Origin of the sequence: Klebsiella pneumoniae subsp. pneumoniae HS11286 (assembly GCF_000240185.1) — a bacterium.
GTDB classification, from domain to species: domain Bacteria; phylum Pseudomonadota; class Gammaproteobacteria; order Enterobacterales; family Enterobacteriaceae; genus Klebsiella; species Klebsiella pneumoniae.
This window is the reverse complement of the sequence record NC_016845.1, coordinates 5,069,274-5,084,815: the sequence shown is the minus strand read 5'-3', so window position 1 is coordinate 5,084,815 and position 15,542 is coordinate 5,069,274. Positions and strand designations below refer to the sequence as shown.

Genomic DNA, 15,542 nt, shown 5'->3' with positions numbered 1-15,542 from the left:
GTATCCCCACTAAAAACACAGCAATATTGCCGATTCGGCTCTTTTCTGGAGTCGCATTAATGATAATAAAGAAATGCAATGGCCTCCGGGGGTTCTTGATCCCGGCGAGCGTATCCGTCTGGGTGTCATGTGTCTCTGGAGCGAATGCCTGGCAACAGGAATATATCGCTATCGATACAAAAAGTAATACGTCGGAACGCTATACATGGGATAGCGATCACCAACCACGTTATGAAGATATTCTCGCCGAGCGGATGAAGTCCTCTGAGACGCCCGGGGGGCTGGCGTTAAACCAGGGGCTGGCGCCGCCGGACAGCGGCCGCGGCCTGAGCATTGGCTGGAATTATCCGCTGGCAAACGGCGTAACCTCCGGGCCGGTGGCCAGCCTGCGCAGCGACGTCACCGCGCCGACGGTGAGAAGCGCAGGCGAGGCGGGCTACGTTAACACGCTCGGCTGGCGCATGGATTATCAGGCGCTGTGGGGCGTGCATCCCTGGGCGCAGGTGAGCTATAACCAGTCGCTCGCCAGCGATGTCTGGGCGCCGATGTCCCGTGCCAGGGAGGGAGGCTGGAGCGATGTCACCCTGGGCGCTGATATGCGGTTGGGATCCCACGTGGCGGCATGGGCAACGCTGTCGCAGGCGGATAACCTGCCGTCAGGGGAAAATACGCTCTATTTGATGGGGGTCAGCGCCAATTTTTAATCGGGAATTGTTACGCATTTGAAACGATGTGGTTATTGTTAAATCTCAGCAATGGCGCATTTCTGTGAGATAGCGCACACTAACTTTTTGCCTGTAATTTACGGAATGAATGTTATGCAATGCCATTCATTCCAACATTAATGCATTTCATTCCCCGCTGATGGCAGTTCATGCCTTTTTCCCCCACTGGATGAGGGGCCTTCGCTATTGTGGCGGCAGTTAATTTATCAGGACAACTGCTATGAACGCTGCAAACCGTCAATCGACCCGCTGGCTGACACTGATCGGCACCATCATCACCCAATTCGCTCTCGGTTCGGTTTATACCTGGAGCCTGTTTAACAGTTCGCTGTCTGACAAACTGGGCGAGCCGGTCAGTCAGGTGGCTTTTTCCTTTGGTCTGCTGAGCCTCGGGCTGGCACTCTCTTCGTCGGTCGCCGGCAAGCTGCAGGAGCGCTTTGGCGTGAAGCGCGTCACCATGGCCTCCGGGATCCTGCTCGGCCTGGGCTTCTTCCTGACCGCGCACTCCAGCAGCCTGATGATGCTGTGGCTGAGCGCGGGCGTGCTGGTGGGGCTGGCGGACGGCGCCGGTTACCTGCTGACCCTGTCGAACTGCGTGAAATGGTTCCCGGAGCGTAAAGGGTTGATCTCCGCCTTCTCCATTGGCTCCTATGGTCTCGGCAGCCTGGGGTTCAAATTCATTGATTCCCACCTGCTGGCCACCGTTGGCCTGGAAAAAACCTTCGTTATCTGGGGCGCTATCGTGCTGGTGATGATCGTCTTTGGCGCGACCCTGATGAAAGATGCGCCAAATCACCCGGCAGCCACCGCGGCCAACGGCGTCGTGGAAAACGACTTCACCCTCGCCGAATCGATGCGTAAACCGCAGTACTGGATGCTGGCGGTGATGTTCCTGACGGCCTGCATGAGCGGTCTGTACGTAATTGGCGTAGCGAAAGATATTGCCCAGGGAATGGTCCACCTGGATGTCGCCACGGCGGCCAACGCGGTAACGGTTATCTCGATTGCGAACCTCAGCGGTCGCCTGGTGTTAGGTATCCTGTCTGATAAAATCTCCCGCATTCGCGTGATTACCATCGGTCAGGTCGTGTCGCTGGTGGGGATGGCCGCGCTGCTGTTCGCCCCGCTGAATGCCTTGACCTTCTTCGCCGCCATCGCCTGCGTCGCCTTTAACTTCGGCGGCACCATTACCGTCTTCCCGTCGCTGGTGAGTGAGTTCTTTGGTCTGAACAATCTGGCGAAAAACTATGGCGTGATTTATCTGGGCTTCGGTATCGGCAGCATCTGCGGCTCTCTCATCGCTTCGCTGTTCGGCGGTTTCTACGTGACCTTCTGCGTGATCTTCGCCCTGCTGATCCTCTCGCTGGCGTTATCCACCACCATTCGTCAGCCGAAAAGCACGGTATATAACGAGGCGCACGCCTGAAACCTGCAGCGTGAAACGTGCCCCTGGTTATTTCCCTAAGCAAATAGTGCCAATCCAGCCAAATGTTTTGTAAATGTTTGGCTGGATCACATTCCCTCCTGATACTTTTCTCGTTCCCTGTGGTCTACTTATCGCGGTTTGTAGAGGTTTCTGATAACCAACCCTAACGCACCCTATTAGCCTACTGACTCGTGCCACAGCGTCAGGCGGTGTTTTATTCTTCTTTTTCCAGGTTTGCTTGCATGAAATATATTAGAACGATGACGCAGCAGAAGCTTAGTTTTTGGCTGGCGCTGTACATCGGCTGGTTTATGAACGTCGCCGTTTTTTTCCGGCGTTTCGATGGTTATGCTCAAGAGTTCACTTTCTGGAAAGGGCTTTCCGGTGTTGTTGAACTGGTTGCCACGGTATTTGTCACCTTCTTCCTGTTACGTCTTCTGTCGCTGTTCGGCCGCCGTATCTGGCGCATTCTGGCGACGCTGATTGTCCTGTTTTCCGCCGCGGCGAGTTACTACATGACGTTCCTCAATGTGGTGATTGGCTACGGGATCATCGCTTCGGTGATGACCACCGATATCGACCTGTCGAAAGAGGTCATCGGCTGGCACCTGATCCTCTGGCTGGTGGCGGTGAGCGCGCCGCCGTTGCTGTTCATCTGGAGCAACCGCTGCCGCCATACGCTGCTGCGCCAGCTGCGCACCCCGGGCCAGCGGGTTAAAAACGTGCTGATCGTGGTGCTGGCCGGACTGATTGTCTGGGGACCCATCCGCCTGCTAGAGCTGCGCCAGCATGATGTGGAGCGCCATTCGGAAGTGGATATGCCGAGCTATGGCGGGGTGATCGCCAACTCTTACCTGCCGTCGAACTGGTTGTCGGCGCTGGGTCTGTACGCCTGGGCGCAGGTGGATGAATCCTCAGACAACAAATCGCTGATTAACCCGGCGAAGAAGTTCACCTACGTCGCGCCGGAAGGTCTGGATGATACCTACGTGGTGTTTATCATTGGCGAAACGACCCGCTGGGACCATATGGGCATCCTCGGCTATAGCCGCAATACCACGCCAGAGCTGGAGAAAGAGAAGAATCTCGTCGCCTTCCGCGGTTACTCGTGCGATACCGCTACCAAACTGTCGTTACGCTGCATGTTTGTGCGCGAGGGCGGGGCGGAAGATAACCCACAGCGGACGCTCAAAGAGCAGAATGTCTTTGCCGTGCTGCATCAGCTGGGCTTCAGCGGCAATCTGTACGCCATGCAGAGCGAGATGTGGTTCTACAGCAACACGATGGCCAACAATATCGCCTACCGCGAGCAGATTGGCGCCGAGCCGCGCAACCGCGGTAAGAGCGTTGACGATATGCTGCTGGTGGATGAGATGAAGCGCGGTATGGCGCAGGGCAACGCCTCCGGTAAGCATCTGATCATTCTCCACACCAAAGGCTCCCACTTTAACTACACCCAACGCTACCCGCGCAGCTTCGCCCAGTGGAAACCGGAGTGCGTCGGCGTCGACAACAAGTGCTCGAAAGCGGAACTGATCAATTCCTACGACAATAGCGTGACCTATGTCGATCACTTTATCGTCAGCGTCCTCGACCAGCTGCGGGATAAGAAAGCGATTGTGTTCTATGCCGCCGACCACGGGGAGTCGATTAACGAGCGTGAACACCTGCACGGTACGCCGCGCAAGATGGCGCCGCCGGAGCAGTTCCGCGTGCCGATGATGGTGTGGATGTCGGATAAGTACCTGGAAAATCCCGATCACGCCGCCGCGTTTGCCCATCTGCAGCAGCAGGCTGCGATGAAGGTGCCGCGCCGTCACGTCGAGCTGTACGACACCATTATGGGCTGCCTCGGCTATACCTCGCCGGATGGCGGGATCAATGAGAACAACAACTGGTGCCGGTGGAAAAAGTAAGGCCCGATAGTTTTCAGATTCTCGGGTCTGTTTTCCTTTCCTGAGCCCAGGATAAGCTAATCCCTCGCCGGCTGACGCCGCGCGAGGGATTTTTTTCGCACAGTGGACGTGTCTGGCAGGTGACCTCTTCTTCTTTGATTACCCCTGTTTCCTCGCTTCCCCTGTGCATGAACTTTTCATGGAGAGAAAGGATGAAGGTGATAAAGGGGTTGGTCCTACTGTGCCTGATGATGCTCGCGGGCTGCCAGTCTGAGGAAGAGACCAGCCAGTTCCTGCTGGCCTGTAAATACGATGCGCCAGCGACGATCGCAGCCATGCTGGATAACGGCATTGATGTGGATGGTCAGGATAAAACCGGCTTAAGCGGCCTGATGGTCGCTGCTGCGGAAAATCGACGCGATGTGGTGGAATTGCTGCTTAAGCGTCGGGCGAAGCCGAACCTCCAGACGCGCCAGGGCGTCACGGCGCTGATGCTGGCGGCGGCGCGTGGCAGCGATACCGCGATTATCGGCGATCTTCTCCAGGCGGGAGCGTCGGTGAATCAGACCTCCATCGACAAGAGTACGGCATTGATGTCCGCCATCTCCGACGGCGGGGACATCAGAAACGACTATCAGCATATTCTGGCGATGAAAAAGCCCGATGCGCCTGTCGAAGAGGAGAGTACGCTGGACAAGATAGTTGGCGCAACGGCGGCGAAATCGCTGGCGACGGGCAATCGCGCGCTGATGACCGAAGACATGGCGTTACAACTGGCGCCCGGCGCGTTTAAGAAGAACGTCGACGAGATAGTGGCGCTGCTCCTCAAGCACGGCGCGGACGTGAAGGCTGTCAACGCGTCCGGGGAATCGGCCTTTTTCCTCGCTGTCGATCACGCGCGATCGGCGGAAACCATCACGACGTTGGCCAACGCCGGGGCGGACACCAGCCTGGCGGATAAATCCGGCACCACACCGCTGATGCTGGCGGCGGCGGGGGATGATCCCGATCTGGTGCTGGCGCTGTCGGCCTCCGGGGTGGAAGTGGATCAGCCGAACCGTGAAGGACTCACGGCGCTGCAGGTGGCGGCGGGTCAGGGGGCGCCTGCGGTGATCGCGGCGCTGGCGCAGCGCGGCGCAAAGGTGGACCAGCTTTCCGCCAACGATCTCAGCCCGCTGATGCTGGCGGTCAAAATGAATAATAAAGCCAATGTCGAGGCGCTGCTTGCGGCTGGCGCCAGCGTCAACCTCAGCAATAAGGCCGGCTATACGGCGATTGGCTACAGCCGGGCCGGCGAGGTTCGCCAGCTGCTGCTGGCACAGCATGCCGAGCTGAAGGGGCAGGCCGCGCATATGGCGCAAAGCGAACTGCAGTTTTGTGCTAATGCCTTTGCTGACAAGCTGGCATACAGCGACATCGCCCGGGCGGTGAATAACGATACCCGCCCGGATATTATGCGTCATCAGCAATCCTGCCCGGAGCTGGGGGAGCTGACGATGCTACTGGGAGAGTTTACATTCACCCCGGCGGGCGCAACCTATCTCGGCGAGCCGGTGACATGTAAGGTATCCGAGTATCGCAAAACGTTTGAGGTCAACTGCCGCTAAAAACGTTGAGCAACCGGCGATTCGCTGCTCAGGCTGCTGAGTTTCTCGCCGGTTGAGCGATTTTTTGAAAATAAGGCATTGACGGGTAGGCATCCCAGCAGTAAGATGCGCCCCGCATTCGGTGATTGGCGCAGCCTGGTAGCGCACTTCGTTCGGGACGAAGGGGTCGGAGGTTCGAATCCTCTATCACCGACCAAATTCGAAAAGCCTGCTCAATGAGCAGGCTTTTTTGCATCTGAGGCCAGTGAGGATGAGAACCTCCGGGGGCAGGAGGTTCGACTCGCGTTTCGTAGGCCCGCGCAAGCGCATGGACTGCACCCCAAAAGTTGGACACCCAACTGAGTAAGGTGCAATTTTATGGCTAAACCAAAGTATTCCCCTGAAACAAAACTGGCTGTGGTTAATCATTATTTGTCCGGTAAAGACGGAGAACAGAGTACAGCCGACCTTTTTGGTATTGAAAGAACATCTGTCCGTCGCTGGGTCAGGGCATGGCAGTTCCACGGTGCAGAAGGCCTGACTGCAAAAAATAATCATTATTCCGATGAATTTAAACTCGTGGTCGTCCGGGCGGTTATCAGTGACCGCCTGACGATGCGTGAAGCGGCTGCCCGGTTTAATCTCTCCGCAGAAATACTTGTCCGGCGCTGGCTCGACGTGTACAACGATGCCGGAGCGGAAGGTCTTTTAAACATACAATGCGGACGGCCCGGAAAAATGACAAAGCCAAAAAATATCCCACCACTAACAGATAAAGAGCTGGAAAAACTCTCCCCCGAAGAACTCAGGGCCGAACTGCGTTATCTGCGGGCAGAGAATGCCTATCTAAAAAAGTTGAAAGCCTTGGTTCAGAGCGAAAAAAATGGCAAAAAGCCCTGATAATCAGTGAACTAAGGCATGAACACGCTCTGCGGGACCTTCTGCGGGCGGCCGGTATGTCCCGTAGCACGTGGTATTACAATATGAATGCACTGAAGCAAGGGGACAGGTATGCGGGTCTTAAAGAGAACATCAGGAAGATATACCACTATCACAAAGGTCGTTATGGCTACCGCAGGATCACGCTCGCACTGAGAAAACAGGGGCTGCGGATAAACCATAAAACAGTGCAGCGGCTGATGGCAGAACTGTCACTCCGGTCTGTGATAAGGGCGAAAAAATATCGTGCCTGGAAAGGGAGAACGGGCGAGGCCGCGCCCAATATCCTGAGCCGGAACTTCGGTGCGTCAAAAGCCAACGAAAAATGGGTAACAGATGTGACAGAGTTCCCGGTACAGGGAAAAAAGCTTTACCTGTCGTCAGTTCTCGATCTGTTTAACCGGGAGGTTATCGCCTACAGCCTGTCGGAAAGGCCGGTGATGGAGATGGTGAATACGATGCTGGACGGTGCGTTCCCGAAGCTCAGACCGGGAGATGCTCCGCTGCTGCACTCGGATCAGGGCTGGCATTACAGGATGAGGAGCTATCAGGAACGTTTAAAGGCGCATGGGATGACGCAGAGTATGTCGCGTAAAGGAAACTGCCTGGATAATGCAGTGATGGAAAACTTCTTCGGGACCCTGAAATCGGAGTGTTTTTATCTGAGGGAGTTCAGGAGTGTCAGTGCGCTAAGAAAAGCCGTAGAGGACTATATCCATTACTACAACAACGAGCGGATAAGCCTGAAATTAAAAGGCCTGAGTCCGGTAGAGTACCGAACCCAGGCTCTGAGAGCCGCTTAATATGAACCATCCAACTTTATGGGGTCAGTCCAGCAGCGCCGCCGGGCATCATCAGTGCACAACTGGCCAAAAATACCACCAAAATCACAATAAACGTCTTTACTCACGTTTTCAGCCGGCTATTCGCTATTTTGTGATATCTTCCATTGCATTTTTTTATCGATGAACAGATCTTTTTTCGCGAAGCTTATGGCTGAATGCAGCATTTTCCGCTGTGCGTTTTAACGTTCACGCTATTAATCGCTCACATATTGGTCACACAGCAAGAAATTTTTCTCATTTGCTGGCATTGTTTCCCACTGGGTGTTGCAAATTAATAAGGTCTTTATTCTGCTGAATTGCCAGTAGCATAAATTTCTCTGCTGAAAATAGCGTCCTGAAGTTTTTTTAATCTTTGCCTGCCGTTTCTCACGCTGGATGTAAAACCCGGCTGGCTGTATTGACGTTTCCCCATTCTGTTGACAGATTGTAGGGCATGAGGGGCATTTCATGGAGAATCCGTACTGCAACTCAGTCGTTTTTGCGAAAGGAATCCCCATCTCTCTCTACGCCTTCGGGCACCACCGACCGGACCGGGTAAAAAATAAATAAAGGTCCGGCGGATATATGCAAACAACATCACAATTTTGGAGCAGAATAATGAGTATTTCCTTGAAGAAATCAGGGATGCTGAAGCTTGGTCTGAGCCTGGTCGCCATGACCGTCGCCGCCAGCGTGCAAGCGAAAACCCTGGTTTATTGTTCTGAAGGCTCGCCGGAAGGATTTAACCCACAGCTCTTCACCTCTGGCACCACCTATGATGCCAGCTCCGTACCGATCTATAACCGCCTGGTCGAATTTAAAACCGGTACGACGGAAGTTATTCCAGGACTTGCTGAGAAATGGGAAGTCAGTGCGGATGGCAAAACCTATACTTTCCACCTCCGTCAGGGTGTGAAGTGGCAGGATAATAAAGACTTTAAACCAACCCGTGACCTGAACGCCGATGACGTGGTGTTCTCCTTCGATCGCCAGAAGAATACTAATAACCCGTACCATAAAGTTTCTGGCGGCAGCTATGAATACTTTGAAGGGATGGGCTTACCGGACCTGATTAGCGAAGTGAAGAAAGTGGACGATAATACCGTCCAGTTCGTCCTGACCCGTCCGGAAGCGCCGTTCCTCGCTGATCTGGCCATGGACTTCGCCTCCATTCTTTCGAAAGAGTATGCTGACAACATGCTGAAAGCCGGCACGCCGGAAAAAGTGGATCTCAATCCTATCGGTACCGGCCCATTCCAGCTGCTGCAATACCAGAAAGATTCCCGCATTCTGTATAAAGCCTTCCCGGGCTACTGGGGTACCAAGCCGAAGATCGATCGTCTGGTCTTCTCCATCACCCCGGACGCTTCCGTGCGCTATGCCAAGCTGCAGAAAAACGAGTGCCAGGTGATGCCGTACCCGAACCCGGCCGACATCGCGCGCATGAAGGAAGATAAGAACATTACCCTGCTAGAACAGCCGGGTCTGAACGTTGGTTATCTCTCCTTTAACACCGAGAAGAAACCGCTGGACGACGTCAAAGTACGTCAGGCGCTGACCTACGCGGTCAACAAAGAAGCGATCATCAAAGCGGTTTACCAGGGCGCAGGCCAGGCGGCGAAGAACCTGATCCCGCCGACCATGTGGGGCTATAACGACGACGTTAAGGACTACACCTACGATCCGGAGAAGGCGAAGCAGCTGCTGAAAGAAGCGGGCCTGGAAAAAGGCTTCACCATCGATCTGTGGGCGATGCCGGTACAGCGTCCGTACAACCCGAACGCCCGCCGCATGGCGGAGATGATTCAGGCTGACTGGGCCAAGATTGGCGTCCAGGCCAAGATCGTCACCTACGAGTGGGGCGAGTATCTGAAGCGGGCGAAAGCGGGCGAGCACCAGAGCGTGATGATGGGCTGGACCGGCGACAACGGGGATCCGGATAACTTCTTCGCGACCCTGTTCAGCTGCGCCGCGGCGAAAGACGGCTCCAACTACTCGCGCTGGTGCTATAAGCCGTTTGAAGATCTTATTCAGCCGGCCCGCGCTACCGACGACCACAACAAGCGTATTGAACTGTACAAACAGGCTCAGGTAGTGATGCATGACCAGGCTCCGGCGCTGATCATTGCTCACTCCACCGTCTATGAGCCGGTGCGTAAAGAAGTCAAAGGCTATGTGGTGGACCCGCTGGGCAAACACCACTTCGATAACGTCTCTGTCGAATAATAAGCACGATGCCTGACCCCCTCTCCCCGCGTGGGAGAGGCGGGGGGCGTATTCCCGCTATTCCGGGGAATGCTTTTGTGAGCAATACAGACGCCCTGTCGCCAGGCGGGGCGTCACTAGAGAGAATCCGGGTTATGTTGCAGTTTATTCTCCGACGTCTGGGACTAGTCATCCCGACATTTATCGGTATCACCCTTCTCACCTTTGCTTTCGTCCATATGATCCCCGGCGATCCGGTGATGATTATGGCGGGCGAACGTGGTATTTCCCCCGAACGTCACGCGCAGCTGCTGGCCGAAATGGGCCTTGATAAGCCGCTGTGGCAGCAATATGCCCACTATATCTGGGGCGTGCTGCACGGCGATTTAGGCATCTCGCTGAAAAGCCGCATTCCCGTGTGGCAGGAGTTTGTCCCGCGCTTTAAAGCCACTCTTGAGCTGGGCGTCTGCGCGATGATCTTCGCCGTCGCCGTCGGCATTCCGGTGGGCGTGCTGGCTGCGGTAAAACGCGGCTCCATCTTTGACCACACCGCGGTGGGCCTGGCGCTGACCGGCTACTCAATGCCTATCTTCTGGTGGGGCATGATGCTGATTATGCTGGTTTCGGTACAGCTGAACCTGACGCCGGTCTCCGGGCGCATCAGCGATACGGTATTCCTTGACGATACCCTGCCGCTGACCGGCTTTATGCTGATCGACACCGCCATCTGGGGCGAGCAGGGCGACTTTATTGACGCCTTAATGCATATGATCCTGCCCGCTATCGTGCTGGGCACCATCCCGCTGGCGGTGATCGTGCGTATGACCCGTTCGTCGATGCTGGAAGTGCTTGGCGAAGACTATATCCGTACCGCGCGCGCCAAAGGCCTGACCCGGATGCGGGTGATCGTGATCCACGCGCTGCGTAACGCGATGCTGCCGGTGGTCACGGTGATTGGTCTGCAGGTGGGCACCCTGCTGGCGGGCGCCATCCTGACCGAAACCATTTTCTCATGGCCTGGTTTAGGTCGCTGGCTGATCGACGCGCTGCAGCGTCGCGATTATCCGGTGGTGCAGGGCGGGGTGCTGCTGGTGGCGACGATGATTATCCTCGTCAACCTGCTGGTCGACCTGCTGTACGGCGTGGTGAACCCGCGTATCCGGCATAAGAAGTAAGGGGCCATCATGTCACAAGTTACTGAAAATAAAGTTATCGCTGCGCCGGTACCCATGACTCCGCTGCAGGAGTTCTGGCACTATTTCAAACGCAACAAAGGGGCAGTCGTCGGGCTGGTATACGTGGTGGTGATGATCGTCATCGCGGTATTCGCCAACTTCCTCGCCCCCTATAACCCGGCGGATCAGTTCCGTGATTCGCTGCTGGCGCCGCCGTTCTGGCAGGACGGCGGCAGCATGGCGCATCTGCTCGGCACCGACGACGTGGGCCGCGATATTCTGTCGCGCCTGATGTACGGCGCCCGCCTGTCGCTGCTGGTGGGCTGCCTGGTGGTGGTTCTGTCGCTGATCCTCGGCGTGGTGCTCGGCCTGGTGGCGGGCTATTTCGGCGGAGTGGTGGACTCAATCATCATGCGCGTCGTCGATATTATGCTGGCGCTGCCGAGTCTGCTGCTGGCGCTGGTGCTGGTGGCAATCTTCGGGCCCTCCATCGTCAACGCCTCGCTGGCGCTAACCTTCGTGGCGCTCCCGCACTATGTGCGTCTCACGCGCGCTGCGGTGCTGGTGGAGGTCAACCGTGACTACGTGACCGCCTCCCGCGTAGCGGGCGCCGGCGCGATGCGCCAGATGTTCGTTAATATTCTGCCTAACTGTCTCGCGCCGCTGATCGTTCAGGCGTCGCTGGGCTTTTCCAACGCCATTCTCGACATGGCAGCGCTGGGGTTCCTCGGCATGGGCGCGCAGCCGCCGACGCCGGAGTGGGGCACCATGCTTTCCGACGTGTTGCAGTTCGCGCAGAGCGCCTGGTGGGTAGTCACCTTCCCGGGCGTGGCGATCCTGCTGACGGTGCTGGCATTTAACCTGATGGGTGACGGTCTGCGTGACGCGCTCGATCCCAAACTGAAGCAGTAAGAGGTTCGAGATGGCGTTATTGAATGTAGATAAATTATCGGTGCATTTCGGCGATGAAAACGCGCCGTTCCGCGCCGTAGACCGCATCAGCTATAGCGTGAAGCAGGGTGAAGTGGTCGGTATCGTCGGGGAGTCCGGCTCCGGTAAATCCGTCAGCTCGCTGGCGATTATGGGGCTGATTGACTATCCCGGCCGGGTGATGGCGGATAAACTGGAATTTAACGGCCGCGATCTGCAGCGCATCTCTGAAAAAGAGCGGCGCCAGCTGGTGGGGGCGGAAGTGGCGATGATCTTCCAGGATCCAATGACCAGCCTCAACCCGTGCTTTACCGTCGGCTACCAGATTATGGAAGCGATTAAGGTCCATCAGGGTGGTAATAAGCAAACCCGCCGCCAGCGGGCCATCGACCTGCTGAACCTGGTGGGCATTCCCGATCCGGCCTCGCGGCTGGACGTCTATCCGCATCAGCTTTCCGGCGGCATGAGCCAGCGCGTGATGATCGCGATGGCGATTGCCTGTCGGCCAAAACTACTGATTGCCGATGAACCGACCACCGCGCTGGACGTGACCATTCAGGCGCAAATCATTGAGCTACTGCTGGATCTGCAGCAGCAGGAGAATATGGCGCTGGTGCTGATCACCCACGACCTGGCGTTGGTGGCGGAAGCCGCGCATAAAATTATCGTTATGTACGCGGGTCAGGTGGTGGAGACCGGTGACGCGAAAGATATCTTCCGCGCGCCGCGCCATCCTTATACCCAGGCGCTGCTGCGCGCGCTGCCGGAATTCGCCCAGGATAAAGCGCGTCTGGCCTCGCTGCCGGGCGTGGTGCCGGGGAAATATGACCGTCCCAACGGCTGCCTGCTTAATCCGCGCTGCCCCTACGCCACGGATAAATGCCGTAGCGAAGAGCCGGCGCTCGCGGATCTGACCGGCGGCCGCCAGTCTAAATGTCACTACCCACTCGATGATGCCGGGAGGCCTGGATTATGAGTACGCAAAAGGCCGCCACGCCACAACCGCTGTTGCAGGCCATTGATCTGAAAAAACACTATCCGGTGAAGAAGGGGTTATTCGCCCCGGAACGGCTGGTGAAGGCGCTGGACGGCGTCTCCTTTACCCTTGAGCGCGGTAAAACGCTGGCGGTAGTGGGGGAGTCGGGCTGCGGCAAATCGACCCTCGGTCGTCTGCTGACGATGATTGAGATCCCCACCGGCGGCGAGCTCTATTATCAGGGGCAGGATCTGCTTAAGCACGACCCGCAGGCGCAGAAGCTGCGGCGGCAAAAAATCCAGATTGTGTTCCAGAACCCGTATGGTTCGCTGAACCCGCGTAAAAAAGTGGGGCAGATTCTGGAGGAGCCGCTGCTGATTAACAGCAGCCTGAGCAAAGAGCAGCGGCGTGAAAAAGCGCTGGCGATGATGGCGAAAGTGGGCCTGAAAACCGAGCATTACGATCGCTACCCGCATATGTTCTCCGGCGGTCAGCGTCAGCGTATCGCTATTGCTCGCGGGCTAATGCTGGATCCAGATGTGGTGATTGCCGATGAGCCGGTCTCCGCGCTGGACGTTTCGGTACGAGCTCAGGTGCTGAACCTGATGATGGATCTGCAGCAGGATTTAGGGCTGTCCTACGTGTTTATCTCCCACGATCTGTCGGTCGTTGAGCACATCGCCGATGAAGTGATGGTGATGTATCTCGGCCGCTGCGTGGAGAAGGGCACCAAAGACCAGATCTTCAACAATCCGCGTCATCCGTACACCCAGGCGCTGCTGTCGGCGACGCCGCGTCTGAACCCAGACGACCGGCGCGAGCGAATCAAGCTGACCGGCGAACTGCCGAGCCCGCTAAATCCGCCACCGGGCTGCGCCTTTAACGCGCGCTGTCGCCGTCGCTTTGGCCCCTGCACTCAGCTCCAGCCGCAGCTGAAGGATTACGGCGGCCAGCTGGTGGCCTGCTTTGCCGTCGACCAGGATGAGAATCCGCAAAAGTCCCACGCCTGATGGCGCGCTCCCGGTCCCATGGCCGGGAGCTTCTCTCCCGCCGTGGATAAAACCTGGCGCTTACGCATATTGCCGCAGTTTATGTCACGCTCTCAGAGCATTCTTCGTAGATTATCCGAAAAAATAAGCCTTTCAGTCCATTTTTATAGAATTAAAGAGAAATTAAAATGGTTCAGGTTTATTCTTTCGCTGATCTGACGCTATGATTTCATCATGACCTAATACTTTTATATAAAAACGACTGGGAAGCGTGGTGATTGCGGGAAGTTAAGGATGTACGCATACCTAAAAAATGGGGCTACCCTTCTGCAAGGGAAATGTTAGTGTAGCGATACTTCTGCCGTGGAATCATCCCGAAAATCAAATTCTAAACTATTATAACCCTGTCAATCGTGTGTATTGGTACGTCACCATCGGCGCGTTATCTGCCATCCCAGAAGCGTCACGATATTTTTAATATACCCAGAAAATAACAACAAACTTAATATGAAATTTTTAAAATCATGAGGTTATCAATGAACCATTATGATGATCTGCAGCGCTTTCAAGAAAAATCGCGGACGCAAAACCTCAACTTTCAGGATCTTTCTTCGCAAGCCGCCACGCGGGAACACGGCGACTGGGCGATCCTCAATCAGCTAAATCCCGGCGCCGAGAAATCCTCTTCTCTGGCGCTGGGAGGCTCGGTCTCCGCGCCGTTGCCGCAGTCGGTGCCTGCGGATCTGTTCCGCCAGGTAGAGGCGGCCGTAGCAGCGGCGCCAACCTCTGATCCTGTTGTGTCTGCCGCTTCGGCCGCGCCTGCTACTTCCCAGCCGGTCGTGGAGACCGCCGCAGCCGCACCGGAGCCGGTCAGGCAGGAGCCTGCGCCGACCCCTGCGCCTTCAATTCCGGCGTCGGAACCGGCCATGGCGCCGCCGCCGAGAATGGCCCCCCGACCCGCGCCCGCCGCCGAGAACTATGCCCACCTGTTCGCCGCGAAAAGCGCGGAGCCGGTGGCGAAAAATAAAGACCAGCCTTTGAAATCACTTCTGGAAAGGATCGCGACATGCCGTTGATTTGCGTCTGTTCACCGAAAGGCGGCGTAGGGAAAACGACCCTGGCGGCCATTTAGCCTATTCGCTGGCGCGGACGGGCAGCAAAGTTCTGGCGCTGGATTTTGATGTCCAGAACGCGCTGCGTTTGCATTTTGGCGTACCGCTGAACGATGAGCGGGGCTATGTGGCGAAGGCGCTGGAGCTGCACGACTGGAGCCAGTGCGTGTTGAGCGCCGGCAGTAATATTTTCGTCCTGCCATATGGCGAAGTGAGCGAGGCGCAGCGTCAGGCGTTTGATGAGCAACTGACCCATAATGACCATTTCCTCCAGCGCGGTCTGTCCGCGCTGCTTAATTATCCCGGGCTTATCACCATCGCCGATATGCCCCCTGGACCTTCGCCCGCGCTAAAGGCGCTGACGGGGCTGGCGGACCTGCATCTTATCCCGCTGCTGGCGGATACCGCCTCGATGTCGACCCTGGCGCACGTAGAAAAGCAGCGCCTGACCGGCGCGGCGCTGAATCATAAGCACGGGCACTATTTCGTCATTAACCAAAGCGATAGCCGTCGCCAGGTCAGCCGGGACGTCACCAGCCTGATGGAAGAGAAACTGGGCGAGCGACTGCTTGGCGTGATCCATCGTGATGAAAGCGTGGTGGAGGCCAATGCCTCGCAGAAGTCGATCCTGGACTTTAACGCTTCCTCGGCAGCGGCCTTCGATATTGAAATCATGGCTAAAAAAATATCTTCGCTGTTGGGTATTCATATTGGCGATGGCACGGTGCACAGCCAGCCACGCATGTCAGGGCGTTAACTT

14 protein-coding genes and 1 tRNA gene are annotated in these 15,542 nt (G+C 56.4%); all 15 read left to right on the top strand.

Annotation, left to right across the window (positions count from 1 at the left end):
• Nucleotides 1-122: 122 nt before the first annotated feature.
• Complete coding sequence (locus tag KPHS_50640) at nucleotides 123-704, top strand: putative lipase (RefSeq protein ID YP_005229364.1); 582 nt, start codon at nucleotides 123-125, stop codon at nucleotides 702-704.
• 241 nt (nucleotides 705-945) lie between these two features.
• Nucleotides 946-2,151, top strand: coding sequence for an MFS superfamily oxalate/formate antiporter (locus KPHS_50630; RefSeq protein YP_005229363.1), 1,206 nt, complete (start codon nucleotides 946-948; stop codon nucleotides 2,149-2,151).
• Nucleotides 2,152-2,393: 242 nt separating this feature from the next.
• The gene (locus KPHS_50620; protein YP_005229362.1) at nucleotides 2,394-4,067 is read left to right on the top strand and encodes a putative transmembrane protein; all 1,674 of its coding nucleotides are present in this window, start codon (nucleotides 2,394-2,396) and stop codon (nucleotides 4,065-4,067) included.
• A gap of 191 nt (nucleotides 4,068-4,258) precedes the next feature.
• On the top strand, nucleotides 4,259-5,653 hold the full coding sequence (locus KPHS_50610; protein YP_005229361.1) for an ankyrin repeat domain-containing protein: 1,395 nt from the start codon (nucleotides 4,259-4,261) through the stop codon (nucleotides 5,651-5,653).
• Between the two features lie 119 nt (nucleotides 5,654-5,772).
• Nucleotides 5,773-5,849: transfer RNA gene (locus tag KPHS_t00570), tRNA-Pro, on the top strand.
• A 161-nt stretch (nucleotides 5,850-6,010) separates the two neighbouring features.
• Nucleotides 6,011-6,532: an IS3 family transposase gene (locus KPHS_50600; RefSeq protein ID YP_005229360.1), complete on the top strand. Its 522-nt coding sequence runs from the start codon at nucleotides 6,011-6,013 to the stop codon at nucleotides 6,530-6,532.
• Between the two features lie 56 nt (nucleotides 6,533-6,588).
• Nucleotides 6,589-7,374: an IS3 family transposase gene (locus KPHS_50590; protein ID YP_005229359.1), complete on the top strand. Its 786-nt coding sequence runs from the start codon at nucleotides 6,589-6,591 to the stop codon at nucleotides 7,372-7,374.
• 666 nt (nucleotides 7,375-8,040) lie between these two features.
• Nucleotides 8,041-9,621, top strand: coding sequence for a dipeptide transport protein (locus KPHS_50580; protein YP_005229358.1), 1,581 nt, complete (start codon nucleotides 8,041-8,043; stop codon nucleotides 9,619-9,621).
• 218 nt (nucleotides 9,622-9,839) lie between these two features.
• Complete coding sequence (locus KPHS_50570) at nucleotides 9,840-10,775, top strand: dipeptide transporter permease DppB (protein YP_005229357.1); 936 nt, start codon at nucleotides 9,840-9,842, stop codon at nucleotides 10,773-10,775.
• A 9-nt stretch (nucleotides 10,776-10,784) separates the two neighbouring features.
• On the top strand, nucleotides 10,785-11,687 hold the full coding sequence (locus tag KPHS_50560; RefSeq protein ID YP_005229356.1) for a dipeptide transporter: 903 nt from the start codon (nucleotides 10,785-10,787) through the stop codon (nucleotides 11,685-11,687).
• Between the two features lie 10 nt (nucleotides 11,688-11,697).
• Nucleotides 11,698-12,681: a dipeptide transport system ATP-binding component gene (locus KPHS_50550; protein ID YP_005229355.1), complete on the top strand. Its 984-nt coding sequence runs from the start codon at nucleotides 11,698-11,700 to the stop codon at nucleotides 12,679-12,681.
• Nucleotides 12,678-13,691: a dipeptide transporter ATP-binding subunit gene (locus KPHS_50540; RefSeq protein YP_005229354.1), complete on the top strand. Its 1,014-nt coding sequence runs from the start codon at nucleotides 12,678-12,680 to the stop codon at nucleotides 13,689-13,691. Before KPHS_50550 ends, KPHS_50540 begins: the two co-directional genes overlap by 4 nt.
• An 18-nt stretch (nucleotides 13,692-13,709) precedes the next feature.
• A complete protein-coding gene (locus KPHS_50530) occupies nucleotides 13,710-13,889 on the top strand; it encodes a hypothetical protein (RefSeq protein YP_005229353.1) in 180 nt (59 codons plus the stop codon).
• Between the two features lie 317 nt (nucleotides 13,890-14,206).
• Entirely contained in the window at nucleotides 14,207-14,746 is a 540-nt protein-coding gene (locus KPHS_50520) for a cellulose biosynthesis protein BcsO (protein ID YP_005229352.1), read from the top strand.
• Between the two features lies 1 nt (nucleotide 14,747).
• A complete protein-coding gene (locus KPHS_50510) occupies nucleotides 14,748-15,539 on the top strand; it encodes a putative ATPase involved in chromosome partitioning (protein ID YP_005229351.1) in 792 nt (263 codons plus the stop codon).
• The last annotated feature ends 3 nt before the right edge of the window (nucleotides 15,540-15,542 follow it).

Excerpts from the sequence above, each read along its gene's own strand:
- KPHS_50570 (YP_005229357.1), top strand. The coding sequence starts at position 9,840 with ATGATCCCCGGCGATCCGGTGATGATTATGGCGGGCGAACGTGGTATT.
- KPHS_50540 (YP_005229354.1), top strand. The coding sequence starts at position 12,678 with ATGAGTACGCAAAAGGCCGCCACGCCACAACCGCTGTTGCAGGCCATT.
- KPHS_50600 (YP_005229360.1), top strand. The coding sequence starts at position 6,011 with ATGGCTAAACCAAAGTATTCCCCTGAAACAAAACTGGCTGTGGTTAAT.
- KPHS_50530 (YP_005229353.1), top strand. The coding sequence starts at position 13,710 with ATGGCCGGGAGCTTCTCTCCCGCCGTGGATAAAACCTGGCGCTTACGC.
- KPHS_50560 (YP_005229356.1), top strand. The coding sequence starts at position 10,785 with ATGTCACAAGTTACTGAAAATAAAGTTATCGCTGCGCCGGTACCCATG.
- KPHS_50520 (YP_005229352.1), top strand. The coding sequence starts at position 14,207 with ATGAACCATTATGATGATCTGCAGCGCTTTCAAGAAAAATCGCGGACG.
- KPHS_50610 (YP_005229361.1), top strand. The coding sequence starts at position 4,259 with ATGAAGGTGATAAAGGGGTTGGTCCTACTGTGCCTGATGATGCTCGCG.
- KPHS_50590 (YP_005229359.1), top strand. The coding sequence starts at position 6,589 with ATGTCCCGTAGCACGTGGTATTACAATATGAATGCACTGAAGCAAGGG.
- KPHS_50580 (YP_005229358.1), top strand. The coding sequence starts at position 8,041 with ATGCTGAAGCTTGGTCTGAGCCTGGTCGCCATGACCGTCGCCGCCAGC.
- KPHS_50630 (YP_005229363.1), top strand. The coding sequence starts at position 946 with ATGAACGCTGCAAACCGTCAATCGACCCGCTGGCTGACACTGATCGGC.
- KPHS_50620 (YP_005229362.1), top strand. The coding sequence starts at position 2,394 with ATGAAATATATTAGAACGATGACGCAGCAGAAGCTTAGTTTTTGGCTG.
- KPHS_50550 (YP_005229355.1), top strand. The coding sequence starts at position 11,698 with ATGGCGTTATTGAATGTAGATAAATTATCGGTGCATTTCGGCGATGAA.